Raw genomic sequence first — 15,739 nt, 5'->3', positions numbered from 1 at the left:
TCTCTGCCGAGAGGAGCCTCCCTGCCCCCGTCGGCGTGACGATACGCTGTTCAGTGTAGCCAGAACCACAGGTGCATGGTGCACCAGGAGTAAACGCCGGCCATGACATCATCGACCATGATGCCGAAGCCGCCGGCGACGCGACGATCGGCCCAGCGAATGGGCCAGGGCTTGATCACGTCGAATACACGAAAGACAACGAAGCCCCACAGCGCCGCTTCCCACGAAAAGGGCACCGCCGCCATGGTCAGCCAGTAGCCGACAAACTCGTCCCAGACGATACCGGAGTGGTCGTGCACGCCGAGGTCCCGGGACGTCTTGTCGCACAGCCAGACACCCCAGACGAAGGTGATGGCGATCATCACCAGGTACCAGCCCAGGGTCAGCTCGGACAACAGCCAGTAGAAGGGAATGGCCGCCAGGGTCCCGAAGGTCCCCGGGGCAAAGGGCGCCGCCCCGCTGCCCAGCCCGAAGGCAAGAAAATGGGTCGGTCGACGCCACACGCTAGCCGGTGCTTTGTTCACGATGTCCCTCCGTGGAAATGTTGCCACCCCGGCAGCGAAGAGGCATTCACCCCTTGTATCCCCGGCGACGCGGTGACCTGGCCGATGGCAACGAAGGCGAGCCCCAGTTCCGCCAGTGCCAGGCGGGCCCGATCGAACGCCGCCGACGGCAGCGCCACGACCAGCTCGTAGTCGTCGCCGCCGGTCAGGGCGGCCTCTCGGGCCGCCTCGGTGCCGAGGGCCTCTACGAGCCCTTCGGCCAGAGGCAGCGCTTCGGCGTCAAGACGCGCCCCGACACCGCTGGCTTTCAGCAGGTGACCAAGGTCGGCAAGCAAGCCGTCGGAGACGTCGATGGCCGCGCTGGCCAGTCCCCGCAGCGCCAGACCTGCCTGCCAGCGCGCCTGGGGCAACAGGTAGCGGGCAAGCAGCGGTGACTCAAGATCTCGCTGACCCTCGTACCAGGCCGCCAGTCCCCCGGCGCCGCCACCCAGCGCACCGGTGACCGCCAGCACGTCGCCGGCGCGGGCACCGTCGCGACGCAGCGCCTCGCCCGTGGGTACCTCACCCATCACGGTGACGCTGACGGCGCGTTGGCCCCGGGTGACGTCGCCCCCGACCAGGGTCATGTCCGCCTCGTCGCACACAGCATGGAAGCCCTGGGCGAACTTTGCCACCCACTGCTCTTCCACCTCGGGCAACGTCAGCGCCATCAGACACCAGCGCGGCTGCGCGCCCATGGCGGCCAGATCACTCAGGCTCACCGCCAGGGCGCGATGCCCCAGCGCCTGCGGCGGTGCGTCTTCGGGAAAATGCTGCCCTTCCACCGACGTGTCGACGCTGACCACCAGTTCGTGCCCTGGCGCAGGGCGCATCAGGCAGGCGTCATCACCCACCCCGAGCGAGACGCCGGAGGCCTTGCCGGGCTCGCCCGTCGTGGGCGCCAGCCAGCGCTCGATGAGTTCGAATTCTCCGTACATCAGGCGCGACCTTCAGCGGCGACGGGCACTGACCTCGGCGCTTCTGAGCTTGATGGCCAGCTTGTCGAGAATGCTGTTGATGTACTTGTGGCCATCGGTGGCGCCAAAGGACTTGGCCAGCTCGACCCCTTCGTTGATCACCGCCCGATAAGGGACCTCCAGACGCTTGGACAGCTCGTAGGCCCCAAGGCGAAGGATCGCCAGCTCGATCGGGTCGATGTCCTCGAGGCGGCGGTCCAGCAGCGGCGAGATGGAGGCGTCGAGCTCCTTGCGGTAGCGTGCGACGTTATGCAGTAGCTCATGGAACAGCGCCAGATCGGCGATTTCCATGACCTTGAGCCAGTTCTCGTGCACCTCCAGGTCGTCATCGGGCACCTGGCTGCGAAATTCGGCCTCGACCGCGGTGATGGACTTGTCGGTCATCTGCCACTGATAAAGTCCCTGCACCGCCAGCTCGCGAGCCGCACGGCGAGACTGCTGGGCCTTGCTGGGCGCACGCTGTTCGCGGCTCATGCGGGGGTCTCCTCGGCATCGTCACCAAAATGACGCAGCAGCGACACCATCTCCATGGCGGCCATGGCGGCTTCGACGCCCTTGTTGCCGGCCTTGGTGCCGGCCCGCTCGATGGCCTGCTCGATGGAGTTGACCGTCAGCACACCGTTGGCCACCGGGGTGTCGAACTCCAGCTGCAGCCGCGACAGCGCGGAATTGCACTCGCCGGCCACGTGCTCGAAGTGCGGGGTACCGCCGCGAATGACCGCGCCGAGCGCGACCACGGCGTCGGGACGCGCCACCGCCAGCACACGCTTGACCGCCAGCGGCAGTTCCCAGGCACCCGGGACGTGGACGATGTCGATCATCTCCATGTCCACCCCGTGGCGCACCAGGCTGTCCACCGCGCCCTCGACCAGGCTATCTACCACATGGTGATTGAAGCGGCCCACGACGATCACGTAGCGGCCCTGGACGTCGACGAAGCTGCCTTCGACTTGGGAAATAGGTTGCATCTTGAATCTTCCTGAATGTACCGGCCTGGGGCCGGTAGTCGGGGTGACCCTGTCAAAGGGCCTGTCCCCTGGTAAAAACCGAAACACCGGACGCCAGCATTACTGCCTCGCCCGGCGTGAATCAACCGCTGATATCAGCTGGCGAGACGATGTCCACCACCTCGAGATCAAAACCCGACAGCGCGGAGAATTTCCACGGTGAGCTCAGCAGACGCATCCTGCCGACACCGAGCTCGCGCAGGATCTGGGAGCCGGTGCCGATGGTCAGGTAGTTGCCGGCGCCGTCGGACTCGCTGCCGCGAGCGGTGCGGCGGCGCTCCAGGAACACCTGCAGCATATCGTTGAGGTCCTGATGCGGACGCATGTCATCGAGCAGCACGAAGACACCCTGCTCGGCCCGCGCCACCTCTTCCAGCGCCTGGTGGGCGCGCCAGGAGGCGTCCTCGCCCTTGACCAGGCACATCAGGTCACGCATCTCGTTGGCCAGATGCACCCGCACCGTGGTCACGCTGTCCGGACTCGGCGAGCCCTTCACCAGCGCCAGGTGGTGCACCTTGTGGGTGCGGTCGAGAAAGACGTGGGCGGTCAACTCACCGTAGGCGGTGGTCACCGGCAGTCGCTCGACCTCTTCTACCGTCTGCTCGTTGTGGATCCGGTAGTGGATCAGGTCGGCGATGGTGCCCATCTTGATCCCGTGGGTCTCGGCGAAGCGCTCGAGCTCAGGACGTCGGGCCATGCTGCCATCGTCGTTCATGATCTCGCAGATCACACCGCTGGGATCACAACCGGCCAGGGCGGCCAGATCGCAGGCCGCCTCGGTGTGGCCGGCGCGCCTGAGCACGCCGCCGGGCTCGGCCATCAGCGGAAAGATGTGGCCGGGCTGGACGATGTCTTCTGCCTTGGCATTGCGCGCGCTGGCGGCCTGCACCGTGCGTGCGCGGTCAGCAGCGGAGATGCCGGTGCTGACGCCTTCGGCGGCCTCGATGGACAGGGTGAACTTGGTACCGAAACCGGAGCCATTGTCCTGCACCATCAGCGGCAGCTTGAGCTGTTCGCAGCGCTCCCGGGTCATCGGCATGCAGATCAGACCACGGGCGTGAACCGCCATGAAGTTGATGTGCCAGGCCTCGACCTTCTCGGCGGCCATGATGATGTCACCTTCGTTTTCCCGATCCTCGTCGTCCATCAGGATCACCATACGGCCCTGGCGGATATCCTCGACGAGTTCGGCAATAGGGGCCAGGCCCCCGCTGGAAGACTGCGACATGTATGCTCCCTGGATCTAAAATGGCCACTCGCGACGGCGGCCAGAAACCGCGTCAGGGTACCGTGGCGCGGCGTCGGGCGCCAGTCAAAGACAAAGACCAGACAGGGCGTCGGGCGCCGCTTATATCAAGATCGGCCACTGCGACTCCGCGTCGGGCGCCGCTTATATGAAGCCCCGCTACTACGATCCCGGGCCCCGGTGACTTTCGTCGGGTCGGTGCTCGGCGCAGGCGGCCAGCGCCGGGCGCGCCAGAATACGCCAGTCCTTGCCGAGGGCACGGATATCGAGAATTTCCAGAGGCCGCTGCTCGGCCATGCGTTCGATGCCCGACAACGCCATCAGCCCGCGCGCGTCGGAGCCGAGCAGGGTCGGCGCCATGTAAAGACGCAACTCGTCCACCAGACAGGCATCCATCAAGGCACCTGCCAGGGTCGCGCCGGTCTCCACCAACAGCTCGTTGCAGCCGCCCTCGTCACCGAGCCACTTGAGCAGCGCGCCAAGATCGACGCGGCCGTCGTCGCCTGCAGGCATCTCCAGCACCCGCGCGCCGGAGCGCATCAGCGCGTCTCTGCGAGCGGATTCGCTGCCCTCGACGCAGACCACCAGCGTCTCCCCTGGCTCGCTCAGGCAGGCCGCGGCCAGCGGCATGCGCAGGCGCGAGTCCACCACGACCCTAAGCGGCTGGCGTCGGGCGATGACTTCGGCGTCATCGAGCCCGAGCTGATCGGCACGCACCGTCAGCCGCGAGTTGTCGAAGATGATCGAATCCACCCCGGTGAGGATGGCGCAGCTCTGAGCCCGCAGCCGCTGGACGTCACGCCGAGCCTCGGCACCGGTGATCCACTGGGACTCGCCGGAGGCCATGGCGGTACGGCCGTCGAGGCTCATGGCGAGCTTGAGGCTGACCCGTGGACGCCCCCGGGTCATGCGCGACACGAAGCCGGCGTTCAATACCTGGGCGTCCGCCTCGAGGCAACCCAGCCTTACCTCGACCCCGGCGTCACGCAGGCGTGCGATACCCCGCCCCGCCACCTGAGGGTTGGGATCCTGCATGGCTACCACTACCCTGGCGACACCGGCCCTGATCAAGGCATCGCAGCAAGGCCCTGTGCGCCCCTGGTGGGAGCAGGGTTCCAGCGTCACGTAAGCGGTCGCGCCTCGGGCGTGCTCACCGGCAGCCTCGAGTGCATGGACCTCGGCGTGGGGCTCCCCGGCGCGCTGATGGTAGCCGTCGGCCAGATGCTTGCCGTGCTTGACCAGTACGCAGCCGACCCTCGGATTGGGCATGGTGGTGTAGCGACCGCGTTCGGCCAGCTTCAATGCCCTGGCCATCCAGGCTTCATCCTGGCCTGCCGTGATGTCCGTCGGATTCATGTGCTCTCCCCGGTGTCGGGCGAGAAACTCGGCTCCTGGGCCAGGCGGTCGATCTCGGCACGAAATTCGTCGATATCCTGAAACCGTCGATAGACTGAGGCAAAGCGGATATAGGCCACCTGATCGAGGCGCTTCAAGGCATTCATCACCTCTTCACCGACCACCCGCGCCTGGACCTCGCGCTCGCCCCGTGCGCGCAGGTTCTGGCGGATACGTTCCACCGCCGCCTCGATCGACTCGGCGCTGACCGGGCGTTTTTCCAGCGCCCGCAGCATGCCGGCCCGCAGCTTGATCTCGTCGAACACCTCCCGCGAGCCATCGGCCTTGATGATCCGTGGCATGATAAGTTCAGCGGTCTCGTAGGTGGTGAAGCGCTCACCGCAGCCAGCACACTGCCGCCGTCGGCGCACCTGATCACCTTCGGCGACCAGCCGGGAGTCAGTCACTCGGGTCTCTTGGGCGCCACAGAAGGGGCAATGCATAGCGGACAGTCCGGCAGGAAAAATATGTCGCCATAGTGTAACGGCTGAGGCCTGCCCCGCCCAGCGCAATGGCCCAGGTCATCCGCGATTTCAGCTGAGTTGGCACGCCCTGTGCTTGATACTTTCTTTCTAGCCGTCAATGAAATGGCGAGCGCTCACGGGGCAAGGCGCCCCCACGCCTGCGGAGGACACCATGGCAAGCCACCTCTCCCCCCTGGAACCCGACGACTTTCGCCAGCGTGCCGCAGAGCTGCTCGCGCCTCTCTATGGTGCACGCAGCGAAGAGGTCCTGCGCCGTCTGCTGCGCCTGAACGAAGCGCAGGGGGCCGGGTTGAGGCACCGTCATGGTGCACGCCAGACGCTGTGGAGCGAGCAGGACCAGTGGCTGATCGTCTATGGCGACTCGCTGCTGGATGCCGACAAGCCCCCCCTGGCGGTACTCGATGAGTTCCTGAGCAAGCGCCTGAAGACCGTCTTCAGCGGTGTCCATGTGCTGCCCTTCTTCCCCTGGAGCAGCGACGACGGCTTCTCGGTGATCCACTATCGCGAGGTCGACCCGAAACTGGGCGACTGGCGCGATATCCGGCGCCTGGCCAGTCACCATGATCTGATGGTGGACCTGGTGCTCAACCATGTCTCGCGGGAATCGCTGTGGTTCGCCGACTATCTCGGCGGCAACCTGCCCGGGCGCGACTACTTCATCGAGATGGACCCCGATACCGATCTCAGCGAGGTGGTGCGTCCGCGCAGCTCACCGCTGCTGGTCCCCGTCAGCACCCGCCGTGGCGTTCGCCACCTGTGGGCGACCTTCTCCGAGGACCAGATCGACCTCAACTTCGCCAACCCCGACGTGTTGATCGAATTCGTCGGCATCCTGCTGTTCTACCTGCAGCAGGGCGCCCGCATCGTCCGGCTGGACGCCGTCGCCTTCCTGTGGAAACGCCCCGGCACCCGCTGTATCCATCTTCCCGAGACCCACGCGGTGGTGCGGCTGTTGCGGGCGGTGGTCGACCACGTCGCCCCCGGCACCCTGATCATCACCGAAACCAACGTGCCCCACGCCGAGAACATCAGCTACTTCGGCCTGGAGCGACAGGACACGCCGCCCGACGAGGCCCACCTGGTCTATCAGTTCCCGCTGCCACCTCTGTTGCTGCACACCTTGACCAGTGGCGAGGCCGGCACCCTGGCACGCTGGCTCGACAGCCTGCCCGAGCTCCCCGCCGGCTGCAGCTATCTGAACTTCACCGCCAGCCACGATGGCATTGGCGTGCGCCCGCTGGAAGGCTGGCTGGAAGGCCACGAGATCGACGCCCTGGTCGCCTTGATGCAGCGCTTCGGTGGCTTCGTCAGCATGCGCCGGCAGGCCGACGGCAGCGACAGCCCCTACGAGCTCAATATCACCTGGTTCGACGCCATGAGCGGCACCCGGCGCGGCCCCGACCCGTGGCAGGTCGAGCGCTTCCTGTTGAGCCAGCACCTGATGCTGGTGCTGAAGGGTATCCCCGGCGTCTACCTGCACTGCCTGACCGCCACCCAGAACGACCACGACGGGGTCGAACGCAGCGGGCGCCTGCGTTCGATCAATCGCAAGCGCTGGGACCGCCAGGAGCTGGAACCTCTGCTGGACAGCCGTCACACGCCGACCCGCGAGGTGTTCTTCGCCCTCACCCGACGCCTCGAGATCCGTCGCAGGGAACCCTGCTTCCACCCCGATGCGGCCCAGACGGTCATCCCCACACCACCGGAGCTGCTGGCGATCCAGCGCGGCCCCCTGGACGATGGCCGTCGACTGTTGGCCATTCACAACGTCACCGATCGGCCTCAGCCACTGGTACTGGACGGCCTCGACCAGTCCGGCTGGCAGGACCTGCTGGAAGGAGGCGCCTGGCGGCCCGTCGACACCCTGGCCCCCTATCGTTCACTGTGGCTGGTGCGCACCGACAGATAAGCCACCGCGCGCTCGGTGTATCACACAACAGCGCGGCCCTGGCGCTTTCACTGCCCGGCGACGTCAGCGGTCGAACCGATGGCGTTTGCTGCTGTCCTAGTGCGAGTGATTCTCGCTTGTCGCGGGATTCGTCCTACAAGATGCCGGAGAGTAACGACATGCCCCGCCGCCCCCGACTGCCCCGCCTCCCCGACCTGCCCCGCCATCAGCGTTCCTTCATGACCCTGGCGGCGGTGGCCTTCGGCCTGATGCAACTGTCCAGCGTCGAGGCCGAGGACCACCCCGCCCCCATCGAGGCGCTGGAAGAGGAAGGTCTTGAGGTGCACGGTGAATTCGACGCGCCGGGTGGGCTCAGCGGCTTCGCCGCCAGCCATCGCGGACAGCCGATGACCATCTTCGTCACCAAGGATGGCGAGCACGCCATCGTCGGCAATCTGATCGATGCCGACGCCAACAATCTGTCGGAGGCGCCGCTGGAGCGCCTGGTACGCGGGCCCCAGGACGAGACCACCTGGCAGAGCCTTGAGGACAGCGCCTGGATCGCCGACGGCGATCCCGACGCCGAGCGCATCGTCTATGTGTTCACCGATCCCAACTGCCCCTACTGCACCCGCCTGTGGCAGCAAAGCCGGCCCTTCGTCGAAAGCGGCCAGGTCCAGCTACGCCACGTGATGGTCGGTATCCTCGACCCCGAAAGTCCGCGCCAGGCGGTCACGATGCTGGCCGCCGATGACCCTCAGGCCGCCCTCCGCGCCCATGAGAGCGGCGACCCGATTGAGCCCATGCGCCAACTGCCCCGAGACCTGGAGCAGCGCCTGCAGAGCAACCATGAACTGTTTCGCAGCTTCGGCATGGTGGCGACCCCGGGCATCGTCTATCGCAACGATGGCAAGCTCGAGATGAGCCAAGGCCTGCCCAGCGAAGAACTGTTCCATACCATCATGGGGCCGGAGCCCGACTGACAGGGTTTATCAAGGCGCTGGCATTAGGCGCTGGCATAAGGACCCGGGTGGGGCCTGGTGCCAGCGCGATTTAGGCTTTAAACGAAAAGTCGACGAGCGATGGTTAGACAAGGCAAAAATCGGTGAGAAAGCGCAGTTTACGTGGTGTAAATGAGCATTTTGAACCGATTTTTAACGCCGTATTACCGAGCGCAGGCACTTTTCGTTAAAGCCTTAGACGTCCCCGGCGTTATCGGCCTCCACCGCGCTGTAAAGTTGTTCGGGCAGGTCCGGCAAGGCCGCCCGCACACGGTTCCAGCTGGGGATAAAGGGCTTCTCCCTGGGGTTGTCGAGAAAGGCGTTGCCGGCCTCGATCAGATTGGCGGCAAACAGCTCCACCGCCTGCTCCTCGGCATGACGGTCCAGGCTCAGCCCGTTCATGGTGGCGTCGTGGTCGTAGGCCTCGATCAGGTCGAGGGCCAGGCGATAGTAGGTGGCCTTGAGGGTACGAAAGCCTTCCGACGAGAAACCCACACCCTGGGTGGCCAGCTTGCGATAGAGCGCCTTGGCAATATCCAGGCTCATGCGGTTGAGCCCGGTGGCCGCGTCATCGGCGGACACCGGTTGATGCTTGTGGTCGTAGACGTCGGCGATATCCACCTGACACAGCCGATTGGTGGAGTGGTCGCGGTGGACCTCGGACAGCACCCCGATCTCCAGCCCCCAGTCGGCGGGGATACGGATGTTGTCCAGCACCTCGGTACGCATCGAGAACTCCCCCGACAGCGGGTAGCGATAGCTGTCCAGGTAGTCCAGGTAAGGCAAGGGCCCGTGCATGATCTTTAGCGCCCGCAGCAGCGGGGTCACCATCAGCCGGGAGACCCGGCCGTTGAGCTTGCCCTCGGCGATACGCGGGTAGTAGCCCTTGCAGAAGGCGTAGTTGAAGCGTGGGTGGGCCACCGGATACATCAGCCGTGCCAGCAGGCCGCGGTCGTAGGTCAGGATATCGCAGTCATGCAGCCCCACCGCGGCGGTGCGCCCGGATGCCTGCACATAGCCCGCACAGAACCACACATTGCGGCCCTTGCCCGGCTGCTGTGGCGCCAGGCCTTCCTCGGCCAGCTGCGCGTCCAGCTCGCTCAGGCGCGGGCCGTCATTCCACAGGATGCGATGGTGCTGGGGCAGGCGCGAAAAGAACTCGCGTGCCCGCAGAAACTGGTCCCGGTCGGCACGATCGAGGCCGATCACGATCTCCGACAGATAGCTCGCCTGGGCCAGGGACTCGACGATGGCGTCCAGCGCCGGTCCTTCCAGCTCCGAGTACAATGACGGCAGGATCAGCCCGAGCGGGCGCTGGCGGCCGAAGCGCTCCAGATCCGCCTCCAGGTCTTCGACCTTGCGCCGGGTCAGGTTGTGAAAGTCGGTGATGATGCCGTTCTGGTGGAAATCGCTCATGCCTCACCCTCCTCGCCCAGCTTGTGATGATCCTTGTCGTCGGCGCCGCCGGCATCTACGCTGCCGGCCTCAGCGCTGCTGGCAGGCTCCGCCGCGTCCTGCTCTCCCCAGAAGTGCGCAACCCCCTCGGCCCAGCCCCTGGGGCCCAGCGCCTCGCTGCGATACAAGCGCGGCTGGCACGGGGACACGTCGAGGCCATGGCGGGCACGAATCACCACCGCCGCATCGGTGGCCTCGAGCATGGCGACATCGTTGGGGCCATCGCCCAGCGACAGGGTCTCGGGGCGTCGGCCCTTGAGCGCCTCGAAGCGGGCGCACAGCCATTGCACCGCCTGGCCCTTGTCGGTGTCGCCGAGCACGTGCCAGAAGCGCCCGCCCCTCGTCATGCGCAGGCCGTCACTGGCCAGGCCCTCGCGAAAGCGCTGCAGCAGCGCTTCGTCGTCTTCCCACAACAGCGGCTCGCTGCCCTCGCGCAGGCGTGCCAGGCGAGCCTCCTGTTCATCCAGACCGGTGAAGGCCACCACGTCCTCCAGCGCCATCTCGCTCATGGTCAGAAAGCGCGCGGACAGCCGCTCACGCCAGATCGCCACCCGCCGGCGAATCAGCCCGATATCCACCCCGAGGGTGCGGATCACCAGGCCATCCGGGCCCGGCTGTCCCTCACGTCGGGCGTGACACCAGCTGGGGGGCAGCGCAATCACCGCGCCGTTCTCGGCGATAAAGGGGCGATCGGCGAGGCCGAGCTGCTGGCGCAGCCCGAGCAGTTCACTGCGGGTCTTGCTGGTCACCGGGATCGCCGCAACGCCGGCCTCACGCAGGGCATCGAGCCAGGGCTCGGCGGGCTTCCAGCCGTAGTCATGGTGGTCGAGCAGCGAGCCATCCAGGTCGGTGAACAGCAGCCTGGGCCCGTCGAAGGCACCGATTCGGGGAGTCGTGCTGGCGTGCATGGTGGGACCTTCGCATCAAAAGGGTTCACCGAGATGCAAAGCAAGGGCTGCGCCAGCGCTCAACAGAGCAACGGGAAAACAAGCAGATGACGGGAAGGTAGACGTCAGCGCAACGAGGCCCCGTCAGGTCCGGGGCGGGCGCGGCCGTGTCCGGTGCAGGATAAGGCACCACAATGGTGCATCGACTGCCGACGCCCCGCTGCAAGCACACAGCCCCAGAACGACGACACCCCCGAGAGCGGGGCTCTCGGGGGTGTCATTGGTGGCCTGAGCGGCGGGTCATCCCGCCGGGCACTCAGCCGTAGACCGGCAGGCGGGTGCAGACGTCTTCCACCTTGGCCTTGACCTCGGCCTCGATGACCTCGGTGGACTCGCCCTTGGCCATGACGTCGAGGATGTCGCAGATCCAGCCAGCCAGATTACCGCACTCGCTCTCGCCGAAACCACGGGTGGTGACCGCCGGGGTGCCGATACGCAGGCCAGAAGTCACGAAGGGGCTCTGCGGATCACCGGGCACGGCGTTCTTGTTGACGGTGATGTGGGCACGACCCAGGGCGGCGTCCGCGTCCTTGCCGGTCAGGCCCTGCTTGATCAGCGACAGCAGGAAGAGGTGATCCTCGGTGCCGCCGGAGACCACGTCGTAGCCACGCTCGATAAATACCTTGGCCATGGTCTGGGCGTTCTTGACCACCTGCTGCTGGTAGGTCTTGAACTCGGGCGCCATGGCCTCCTTGAAGCAGATCGCCTTGGCCGCGATGACGTGCTCGAGCGGGCCGCCCTGGCCACCGGGGAAGACCGCAGACTGCAGCTTCTTCTCGATGTCGGCGTCGTTCTCGGCGGACAGGATCAGGCCACCACGCGGACCGCGCAGGGTCTTGTGGGTGGTGGTGGTGACCACATGGGCGTGGGGCAGCGGATTCGGATAGACACCGGCGGCAACCAGGCCGGCCACGTGGGCCATGTCCACCAGCAGGAAGGCACCCACCTCGTCGGCGATCTCGCGGAAGCGTGCCCAATCGATGACCTGGGAGTAGGCGGAGAAACCGGCGATGATCATCTTCGGCTGGTGCTCGCGGGCCAGGCGGGCCACCTCGTCGTAGTCGATGCGGCCGGACTCGTCGATGCCGTACTGCACGGCATTGTAGTGCTTGCCAGAGAAGTTCGGGCGGGCGCCGTGGGTCAGGTGACCGCCGGCGTCGAGGCTCATGCCCAGCACGGTGTCACCGGGCTTGACCAGGGCCTGGAAGACCGCGCCGTTGGCCTGGGAGCCGGAGTGCGGCTGGACGTTGGCGTAGCTCGCGCCAAACAGCTCCTTGGCATAGTCGATGGCCAGCTGCTCGACCACGTCGACGTACTCGCAGCCACCGTAGTAACGCTTGCCGGGATAGCCTTCCGCGTACTTGTTGGTCAGCTGGCTACCCTGGGCTTCCATCACCCGGGGGCTGGCGTAGTTTTCGGAGGCAATCAGCTCGATGTGAGCCTCCTGACGGGCGACTTCCTTCTGCATCGCATCGAACAGGGCATCATCGAAACCGGCAATCTGCATATCACGGCTGAACATCGGCGGCATAACCTCGCAGCGGGGGATTCAAGGGGCAATCGCGAAAAGCGGGCCGCCATCATAGCGCAGCCCATGACCGCTTTCACATGAAAGACCGTCATGGGCTGCTGCATGATTTCTCATCTTGGCTTCAGTCAGACTGAAGCGTGGCCCACCGGGCGCTCTTTTCCAGGCTCAGCCCGAAACGCCGGCGAGCGCCACGACCCTTCGGCCAAGCCCTAGTCCATCGTGACTTCCATGGACAGAGCCTGGGGCAGCCCCAGCGGGTCCTGGGCCAGCTTCTGGAGCTGTCGGCTGGGTGGCAGGCTGAGGTCGATCGACATCTCGCTGGCCTCGCCGGCCATCATCTGCACCAGCCCCGTGAGCACCGCGCCGATCTGCGGTCCCATCATGATGCCGAAGCCTTCGGACTGGGTCCTGAGCTGTTCGAGCAGGGCGTCTTCGGACACCCCCTGGGTCGCTGCCACCACCGGTGCGATACGCCCGAACACGCCCAGATCGCTGAGACTGAGCGAGACGTCGCCGCCCTGGGTGTCCAGCTCGGTCCAGTCCTCGAGGCCGGCAAAGTAGGCCGCAGGGTCCTGGCCCTTGGGCAGGTTTACCGGCAGGTCACTGTCGAAGCCGAGGCGGAAGGCATCGGCTGCGGTCATCTCGAAACGGCTGGCCACCTGGCCATTGGCACCGCTGGCCTCCCAGGTACCGTCCATGTCGGCGTCCAGGGTGAGCTGTCCGGAGCCATCGGTCAGCACGTTGCTGACCAGGCGTAGCTGGGTGCGCTCGTCCACCGGCGCCAGCTCGATCATCCTGGCCAGATCCACCGTCAGGTTGTCCATGCGCCCGCTGTACTCGCCGTCGTTCATGTCGCCGTCGGCCACCAGATGCTCAAGGCTTGCCACCAGGCGATCGGTGGCGATCTCCAGGTCCTCGAGCTCGAGGGCGTCCACCGTGGGCGCGTCGCTCGCAAGCCCCTTGAGGCCGGTCAGACTGAGTGACGGCAGCGAGAAGGTTCCGGCCCCGAGCTCCTCGAAGTTGTCGCTGGAGCCGCTCATCCCGGTCAGCGTCAGGCTGCCGATGGCATCGGCGCTGACGTCGCTGGCGCCCAGGCTCTGGATCTCGATGCGTCCGGGATAGTCGCCCCAGGGAAGGTCAGCCCCCACCTTGCCCTGGCGCTGATCCATCACCAGTCCTTCCAGGCTAATCCCGGCCAGCGGGTTGTCTTCATCCCAGGGCAGATCACGCAGATCGAGCACAGGCTGGCCGGGCTCCTCGAACACCAGCCGCTCAAGCAGCATGCTGGCGCCCCGGTCGACCAGCTCGATGTCCTCGAGCACCACTTCTTCCGGTGCGTCGTAGTCGCCCTCGACCAGGTAGCGCGCGATGGTCAGGCGTTCGCCGTTGTCGCCGGTCAGGGTCAGGTTCTCGGCGCTGGTGGTGCTGCCGAGCAGCTCATCGGATACCTCGCCGATCTCGAGGGTACCTTCACGCTCCAGGGCCGCACGCAGGTCAGCCTCGAGACGTTCGGCGTCGGCCTGGGCGACGCTCGCCCCCAGAGAAAGCAGCGCCACGAAAGGGACGGCGTGGCGGGAAGACAGACGGCACTTCATGAACTTTCACCTCCGGTGTGAAAATAGAACCTGGCAAACACCAACGATCTTTGCCGATACGGCTGTTGTGTCAGCCTTCACTGTAGCGCCTGAACGAATCCGTCGACAGGCCTTCAGCAGTGTTAACAGGACATCGTTCACTCAATCCAGCGGCAGGCGCGCCGACAACCGCCGACTCACCTCCTCGATCACCGCCAGGCGCGCCCGACGCTTGTCGTTGGCGTCGATCAGCACCCACTCGCCGCCAGGGGCATGAGTTTCCGCGAACATCTCGTCGATGGCCTGCTGGTAGTCGTCCCAGCGCTCGCGGTTGCGCCAATCCTCGTCGGTGAGCTTGTGCCGCTTGTGAGGGGTCTCGGCCCTGGCTTCGAAACGCTCGAGCTGCTCGTCCTTGTCGATGGCCAGGAACAGCTTGACCAGCACGGTGCCGTGCTCGAGCAGGCGCGCCTCGAACTGGCGAATCTCTTCAAAGCCGCGTCGCCAGTCCCGCTCATCGGCGAGGCCTTCGACCCGTTCCACCAGCACCCGGCCATACCAGGAGCGGTCGAAGATCGCCACCCGGCCATCGCGGGGCAGACGATGCCAGAAGCGCCACTGCCACGGGTGCTGGCGCTCCTCCTCGGTGGGCGCAGCGATCTGATGCACACGGTACTGACGTGCATCCATCGCCGAGGTCAGGCGATGGATGCCGCCGCCCTTGCCGGCAGCGTCATGGCCCTCGAACACCACCACCAGTGGCACTCCCTGGCGCGCGGCACTGCGCGCCAGCTGGGCCAGCCTGGCCTGGGCGTCGGCCAGGCGCTCGCTGTAGTCGCGCTTCTTGAGTCGGGGGGGCGGGTCGTCATGCTCGAGGGCGTCGAGCCGAGGGGGAGCGATGGCATTCAGTGGGGGAGTCTCGGGGCGCTCGAGGGCCGGGACAGGGCTTGCCATGACCTTCTCGAGGACTTCGGCCACCTGGGGCAGCAGGTCGTTGCCGGGGCTCGCGTCGAGCTCGATCCAGGGACTGTGGCGACAGTGGGTGCGCGCACGCAGGTCGCGGGCAAGCTCATCGAGCAGGCCATGCTGGGCGTGGCGGCGCCACTTTTCGTCGGTGACCTGCCAGCGACTGGCCGGGTCGGCGGCCCAGGCCTCGAGTCGTTGTCGCTGGGTGTCTGCATCGATCTGCAGCCACAGTTTGACCAGGCGAACTCCGTCGGCGGCAAGCTCCGCCTCGAACTGACGCATCTGTTCGATGCGGTCATTGTAGGCGCCCTCGCCCAAGGCGCGGGAGGCCCGCGCCAGCACCGCATCGCCGACCCAGCCATGGACGAACACCCCGAGCCGGCCACGCCCTGGAAGACGTCGCCAGAATCGCCACCAGTAAGGTCGTCGGCGCTCCTCGTCGCCGGGCACCAGGGCGTGCACCTCGGTCAACCGGTTCTCCAGCCAGTGGTTGAGCAGGTTGATCAGTTCGCCCTTGCCGGTGGCGGCGTGACCGGCCACCAGCACTACCACTGCCCGATCCGCTCGCTGGGCCAATTCCAGCTGGGCCGACAGCAGCCGAAACCGCTGACACTCCTCGGCGGACATGGTCTTGCCGGAGGCGTTCTTGCGAGAGGCGTTGCTGGTTGAGCCCCGCTTCTTTCCCTTTGCCACCTTGGTCCTGGTCATCGTCGCTCCTTCATGACGCA

Annotated in this window: 14 protein-coding genes; 2 read left to right on the top strand and 12 right to left on the bottom strand. The window is 66.1% G+C overall.

The window, feature by feature from the left end; translation table 11 throughout:
• Positions 1–50: 50 nt before the first annotated feature.
• The 7 genes from NFG57_RS04340 to nrdR all read right to left on the bottom strand — a co-directional run bounded on the left by NFG57_RS04340 (position 51) and on the right by nrdR (position 5,610).
• Complete coding sequence (locus NFG57_RS04340; protein ID WP_045993081.1) at positions 51–524, bottom strand: phosphatidylglycerophosphatase A; 474 nt, start codon at positions 522–524, stop codon at positions 51–53.
• Complete coding sequence (thiL, locus tag NFG57_RS04335) at positions 521–1,480, bottom strand: thiamine-phosphate kinase (protein ID WP_045993082.1); 960 nt, start codon at positions 1,478–1,480, stop codon at positions 521–523. The genes NFG57_RS04340 and thiL overlap by 4 nt, the downstream gene beginning before the upstream one ends.
• A 12-nt stretch (positions 1,481–1,492) precedes the next feature.
• The gene (nusB, locus tag NFG57_RS04330; protein ID WP_045993083.1) at positions 1,493–1,993 is read right to left on the bottom strand and encodes a transcription antitermination factor NusB; all 501 of its coding nucleotides are present in this window, start codon (positions 1,991–1,993) and stop codon (positions 1,493–1,495) included.
• Positions 1,990–2,487, bottom strand: a complete 498-nt coding sequence (gene ribE, locus NFG57_RS04325) for a 6,7-dimethyl-8-ribityllumazine synthase (RefSeq protein ID WP_045993084.1) — start codon at positions 2,485–2,487, stop codon at positions 1,990–1,992. Before ribE ends, nusB begins: the two co-directional genes overlap by 4 nt.
• Before the next feature lie 121 nt (positions 2,488–2,608).
• The gene (gene ribBA, locus NFG57_RS04320) at positions 2,609–3,754 is read right to left on the bottom strand and encodes a bifunctional 3,4-dihydroxy-2-butanone-4-phosphate synthase/GTP cyclohydrolase II (RefSeq protein WP_253029119.1); all 1,146 of its coding nucleotides are present in this window, start codon (positions 3,752–3,754) and stop codon (positions 2,609–2,611) included.
• A gap of 180 nt (positions 3,755–3,934) precedes the next feature.
• Entirely contained in the window at positions 3,935–5,128 is a 1,194-nt protein-coding gene (gene ribD, locus NFG57_RS04315) for a bifunctional diaminohydroxyphosphoribosylaminopyrimidine deaminase/5-amino-6-(5-phosphoribosylamino)uracil reductase RibD (RefSeq protein WP_348815468.1), read from the bottom strand.
• Positions 5,125–5,610, bottom strand: coding sequence for a transcriptional regulator NrdR (nrdR, locus tag NFG57_RS04310; protein ID WP_045993087.1), 486 nt, complete (start codon positions 5,608–5,610; stop codon positions 5,125–5,127). The genes ribD and nrdR overlap by 4 nt, the downstream gene beginning before the upstream one ends.
• Before the next feature lie 193 nt (positions 5,611–5,803).
• Between nrdR and NFG57_RS04305 the strand changes: the two genes are divergently transcribed.
• Together NFG57_RS04305 and dsbG are read left to right on the top strand one after the other, a co-directional pair.
• Complete coding sequence (locus tag NFG57_RS04305; protein ID WP_348815467.1) at positions 5,804–7,561, top strand: sugar phosphorylase; 1,758 nt, start codon at positions 5,804–5,806, stop codon at positions 7,559–7,561.
• A 158-nt stretch (positions 7,562–7,719) separates the two neighbouring features.
• Positions 7,720–8,523: a thiol:disulfide interchange protein DsbG gene (dsbG, locus tag NFG57_RS04300; RefSeq protein WP_348815466.1), complete on the top strand. Its 804-nt coding sequence runs from the start codon at positions 7,720–7,722 to the stop codon at positions 8,521–8,523.
• A gap of 213 nt (positions 8,524–8,736) precedes the next feature.
• Here the strand turns inward: dsbG and NFG57_RS04295 are convergent, their stop codons facing one another.
• From NFG57_RS04295 to NFG57_RS04275, 5 genes are all read right to left on the bottom strand, one after another.
• Positions 8,737–9,957, bottom strand: coding sequence for a glycosyl transferase (locus tag NFG57_RS04295; protein ID WP_348815464.1), 1,221 nt, complete (start codon positions 9,955–9,957; stop codon positions 8,737–8,739).
• The gene (locus NFG57_RS04290) at positions 9,954–10,904 is read right to left on the bottom strand and encodes an HAD-IIB family hydrolase (protein WP_348815463.1); all 951 of its coding nucleotides are present in this window, start codon (positions 10,902–10,904) and stop codon (positions 9,954–9,956) included. The genes NFG57_RS04295 and NFG57_RS04290 overlap by 4 nt, the downstream gene beginning before the upstream one ends.
• A gap of 295 nt (positions 10,905–11,199) precedes the next feature.
• The gene (gene glyA, locus NFG57_RS04285) at positions 11,200–12,465 is read right to left on the bottom strand and encodes a serine hydroxymethyltransferase (protein ID WP_348815462.1); all 1,266 of its coding nucleotides are present in this window, start codon (positions 12,463–12,465) and stop codon (positions 11,200–11,202) included.
• A gap of 218 nt (positions 12,466–12,683) precedes the next feature.
• Positions 12,684–14,069: a hypothetical protein gene (locus NFG57_RS04280; protein WP_045991046.1), complete on the bottom strand. Its 1,386-nt coding sequence runs from the start codon at positions 14,067–14,069 to the stop codon at positions 12,684–12,686.
• 141 nt (positions 14,070–14,210) lie between these two features.
• Positions 14,211–15,719: a polyphosphate kinase gene (locus tag NFG57_RS04275; RefSeq protein WP_348815461.1), complete on the bottom strand. Its 1,509-nt coding sequence runs from the start codon at positions 15,717–15,719 to the stop codon at positions 14,211–14,213.
• Between the last annotated feature and the right edge of the window lie 20 nt (positions 15,720–15,739).

This window comes from Halomonas sp. H10-59, assembly GCF_040070555.1.
In the GTDB taxonomy this organism is placed as follows: Bacteria; Pseudomonadota; Gammaproteobacteria; order Pseudomonadales; family Halomonadaceae; genus Halomonas; species Halomonas litopenaei.
This window is presented reverse-complemented; position numbering and strand designations above follow the sequence as displayed.

Excerpts from the sequence above, each read along its gene's own strand:
- ribD (WP_348815468.1), bottom strand. The coding sequence starts at position 5,128 with ATGAATCCGACGGACATCACGGCAGGCCAGGATGAAGCCTGGATGGCC.
- NFG57_RS04275 (WP_348815461.1), bottom strand. The coding sequence starts at position 15,719 with ATGACCAGGACCAAGGTGGCAAAGGGAAAGAAGCGGGGCTCAACCAGC.
- thiL (WP_045993082.1), bottom strand. The coding sequence starts at position 1,480 with ATGTACGGAGAATTCGAACTCATCGAGCGCTGGCTGGCGCCCACGACG.
- ribE (WP_045993084.1), bottom strand. The coding sequence starts at position 2,487 with ATGCAACCTATTTCCCAAGTCGAAGGCAGCTTCGTCGACGTCCAGGGC.
- NFG57_RS04305 (WP_348815467.1), top strand. The coding sequence starts at position 5,804 with ATGGCAAGCCACCTCTCCCCCCTGGAACCCGACGACTTTCGCCAGCGT.
- nusB (WP_045993083.1), bottom strand. The coding sequence starts at position 1,993 with ATGAGCCGCGAACAGCGTGCGCCCAGCAAGGCCCAGCAGTCTCGCCGT.
- glyA (WP_348815462.1), bottom strand. The coding sequence starts at position 12,465 with ATGTTCAGCCGTGATATGCAGATTGCCGGTTTCGATGATGCCCTGTTC.
- ribBA (WP_253029119.1), bottom strand. The coding sequence starts at position 3,754 with ATGTCGCAGTCTTCCAGCGGGGGCCTGGCCCCTATTGCCGAACTCGTC.
- dsbG (WP_348815466.1), top strand. The coding sequence starts at position 7,720 with ATGCCCCGCCGCCCCCGACTGCCCCGCCTCCCCGACCTGCCCCGCCAT.
- nrdR (WP_045993087.1), bottom strand. The coding sequence starts at position 5,610 with ATGCATTGCCCCTTCTGTGGCGCCCAAGAGACCCGAGTGACTGACTCC.
- NFG57_RS04280 (WP_045991046.1), bottom strand. The coding sequence starts at position 14,069 with ATGAAGTGCCGTCTGTCTTCCCGCCACGCCGTCCCTTTCGTGGCGCTG.
- NFG57_RS04290 (WP_348815463.1), bottom strand. The coding sequence starts at position 10,904 with ATGCACGCCAGCACGACTCCCCGAATCGGTGCCTTCGACGGGCCCAGG.
- NFG57_RS04295 (WP_348815464.1), bottom strand. The coding sequence starts at position 9,957 with ATGAGCGATTTCCACCAGAACGGCATCATCACCGACTTTCACAACCTG.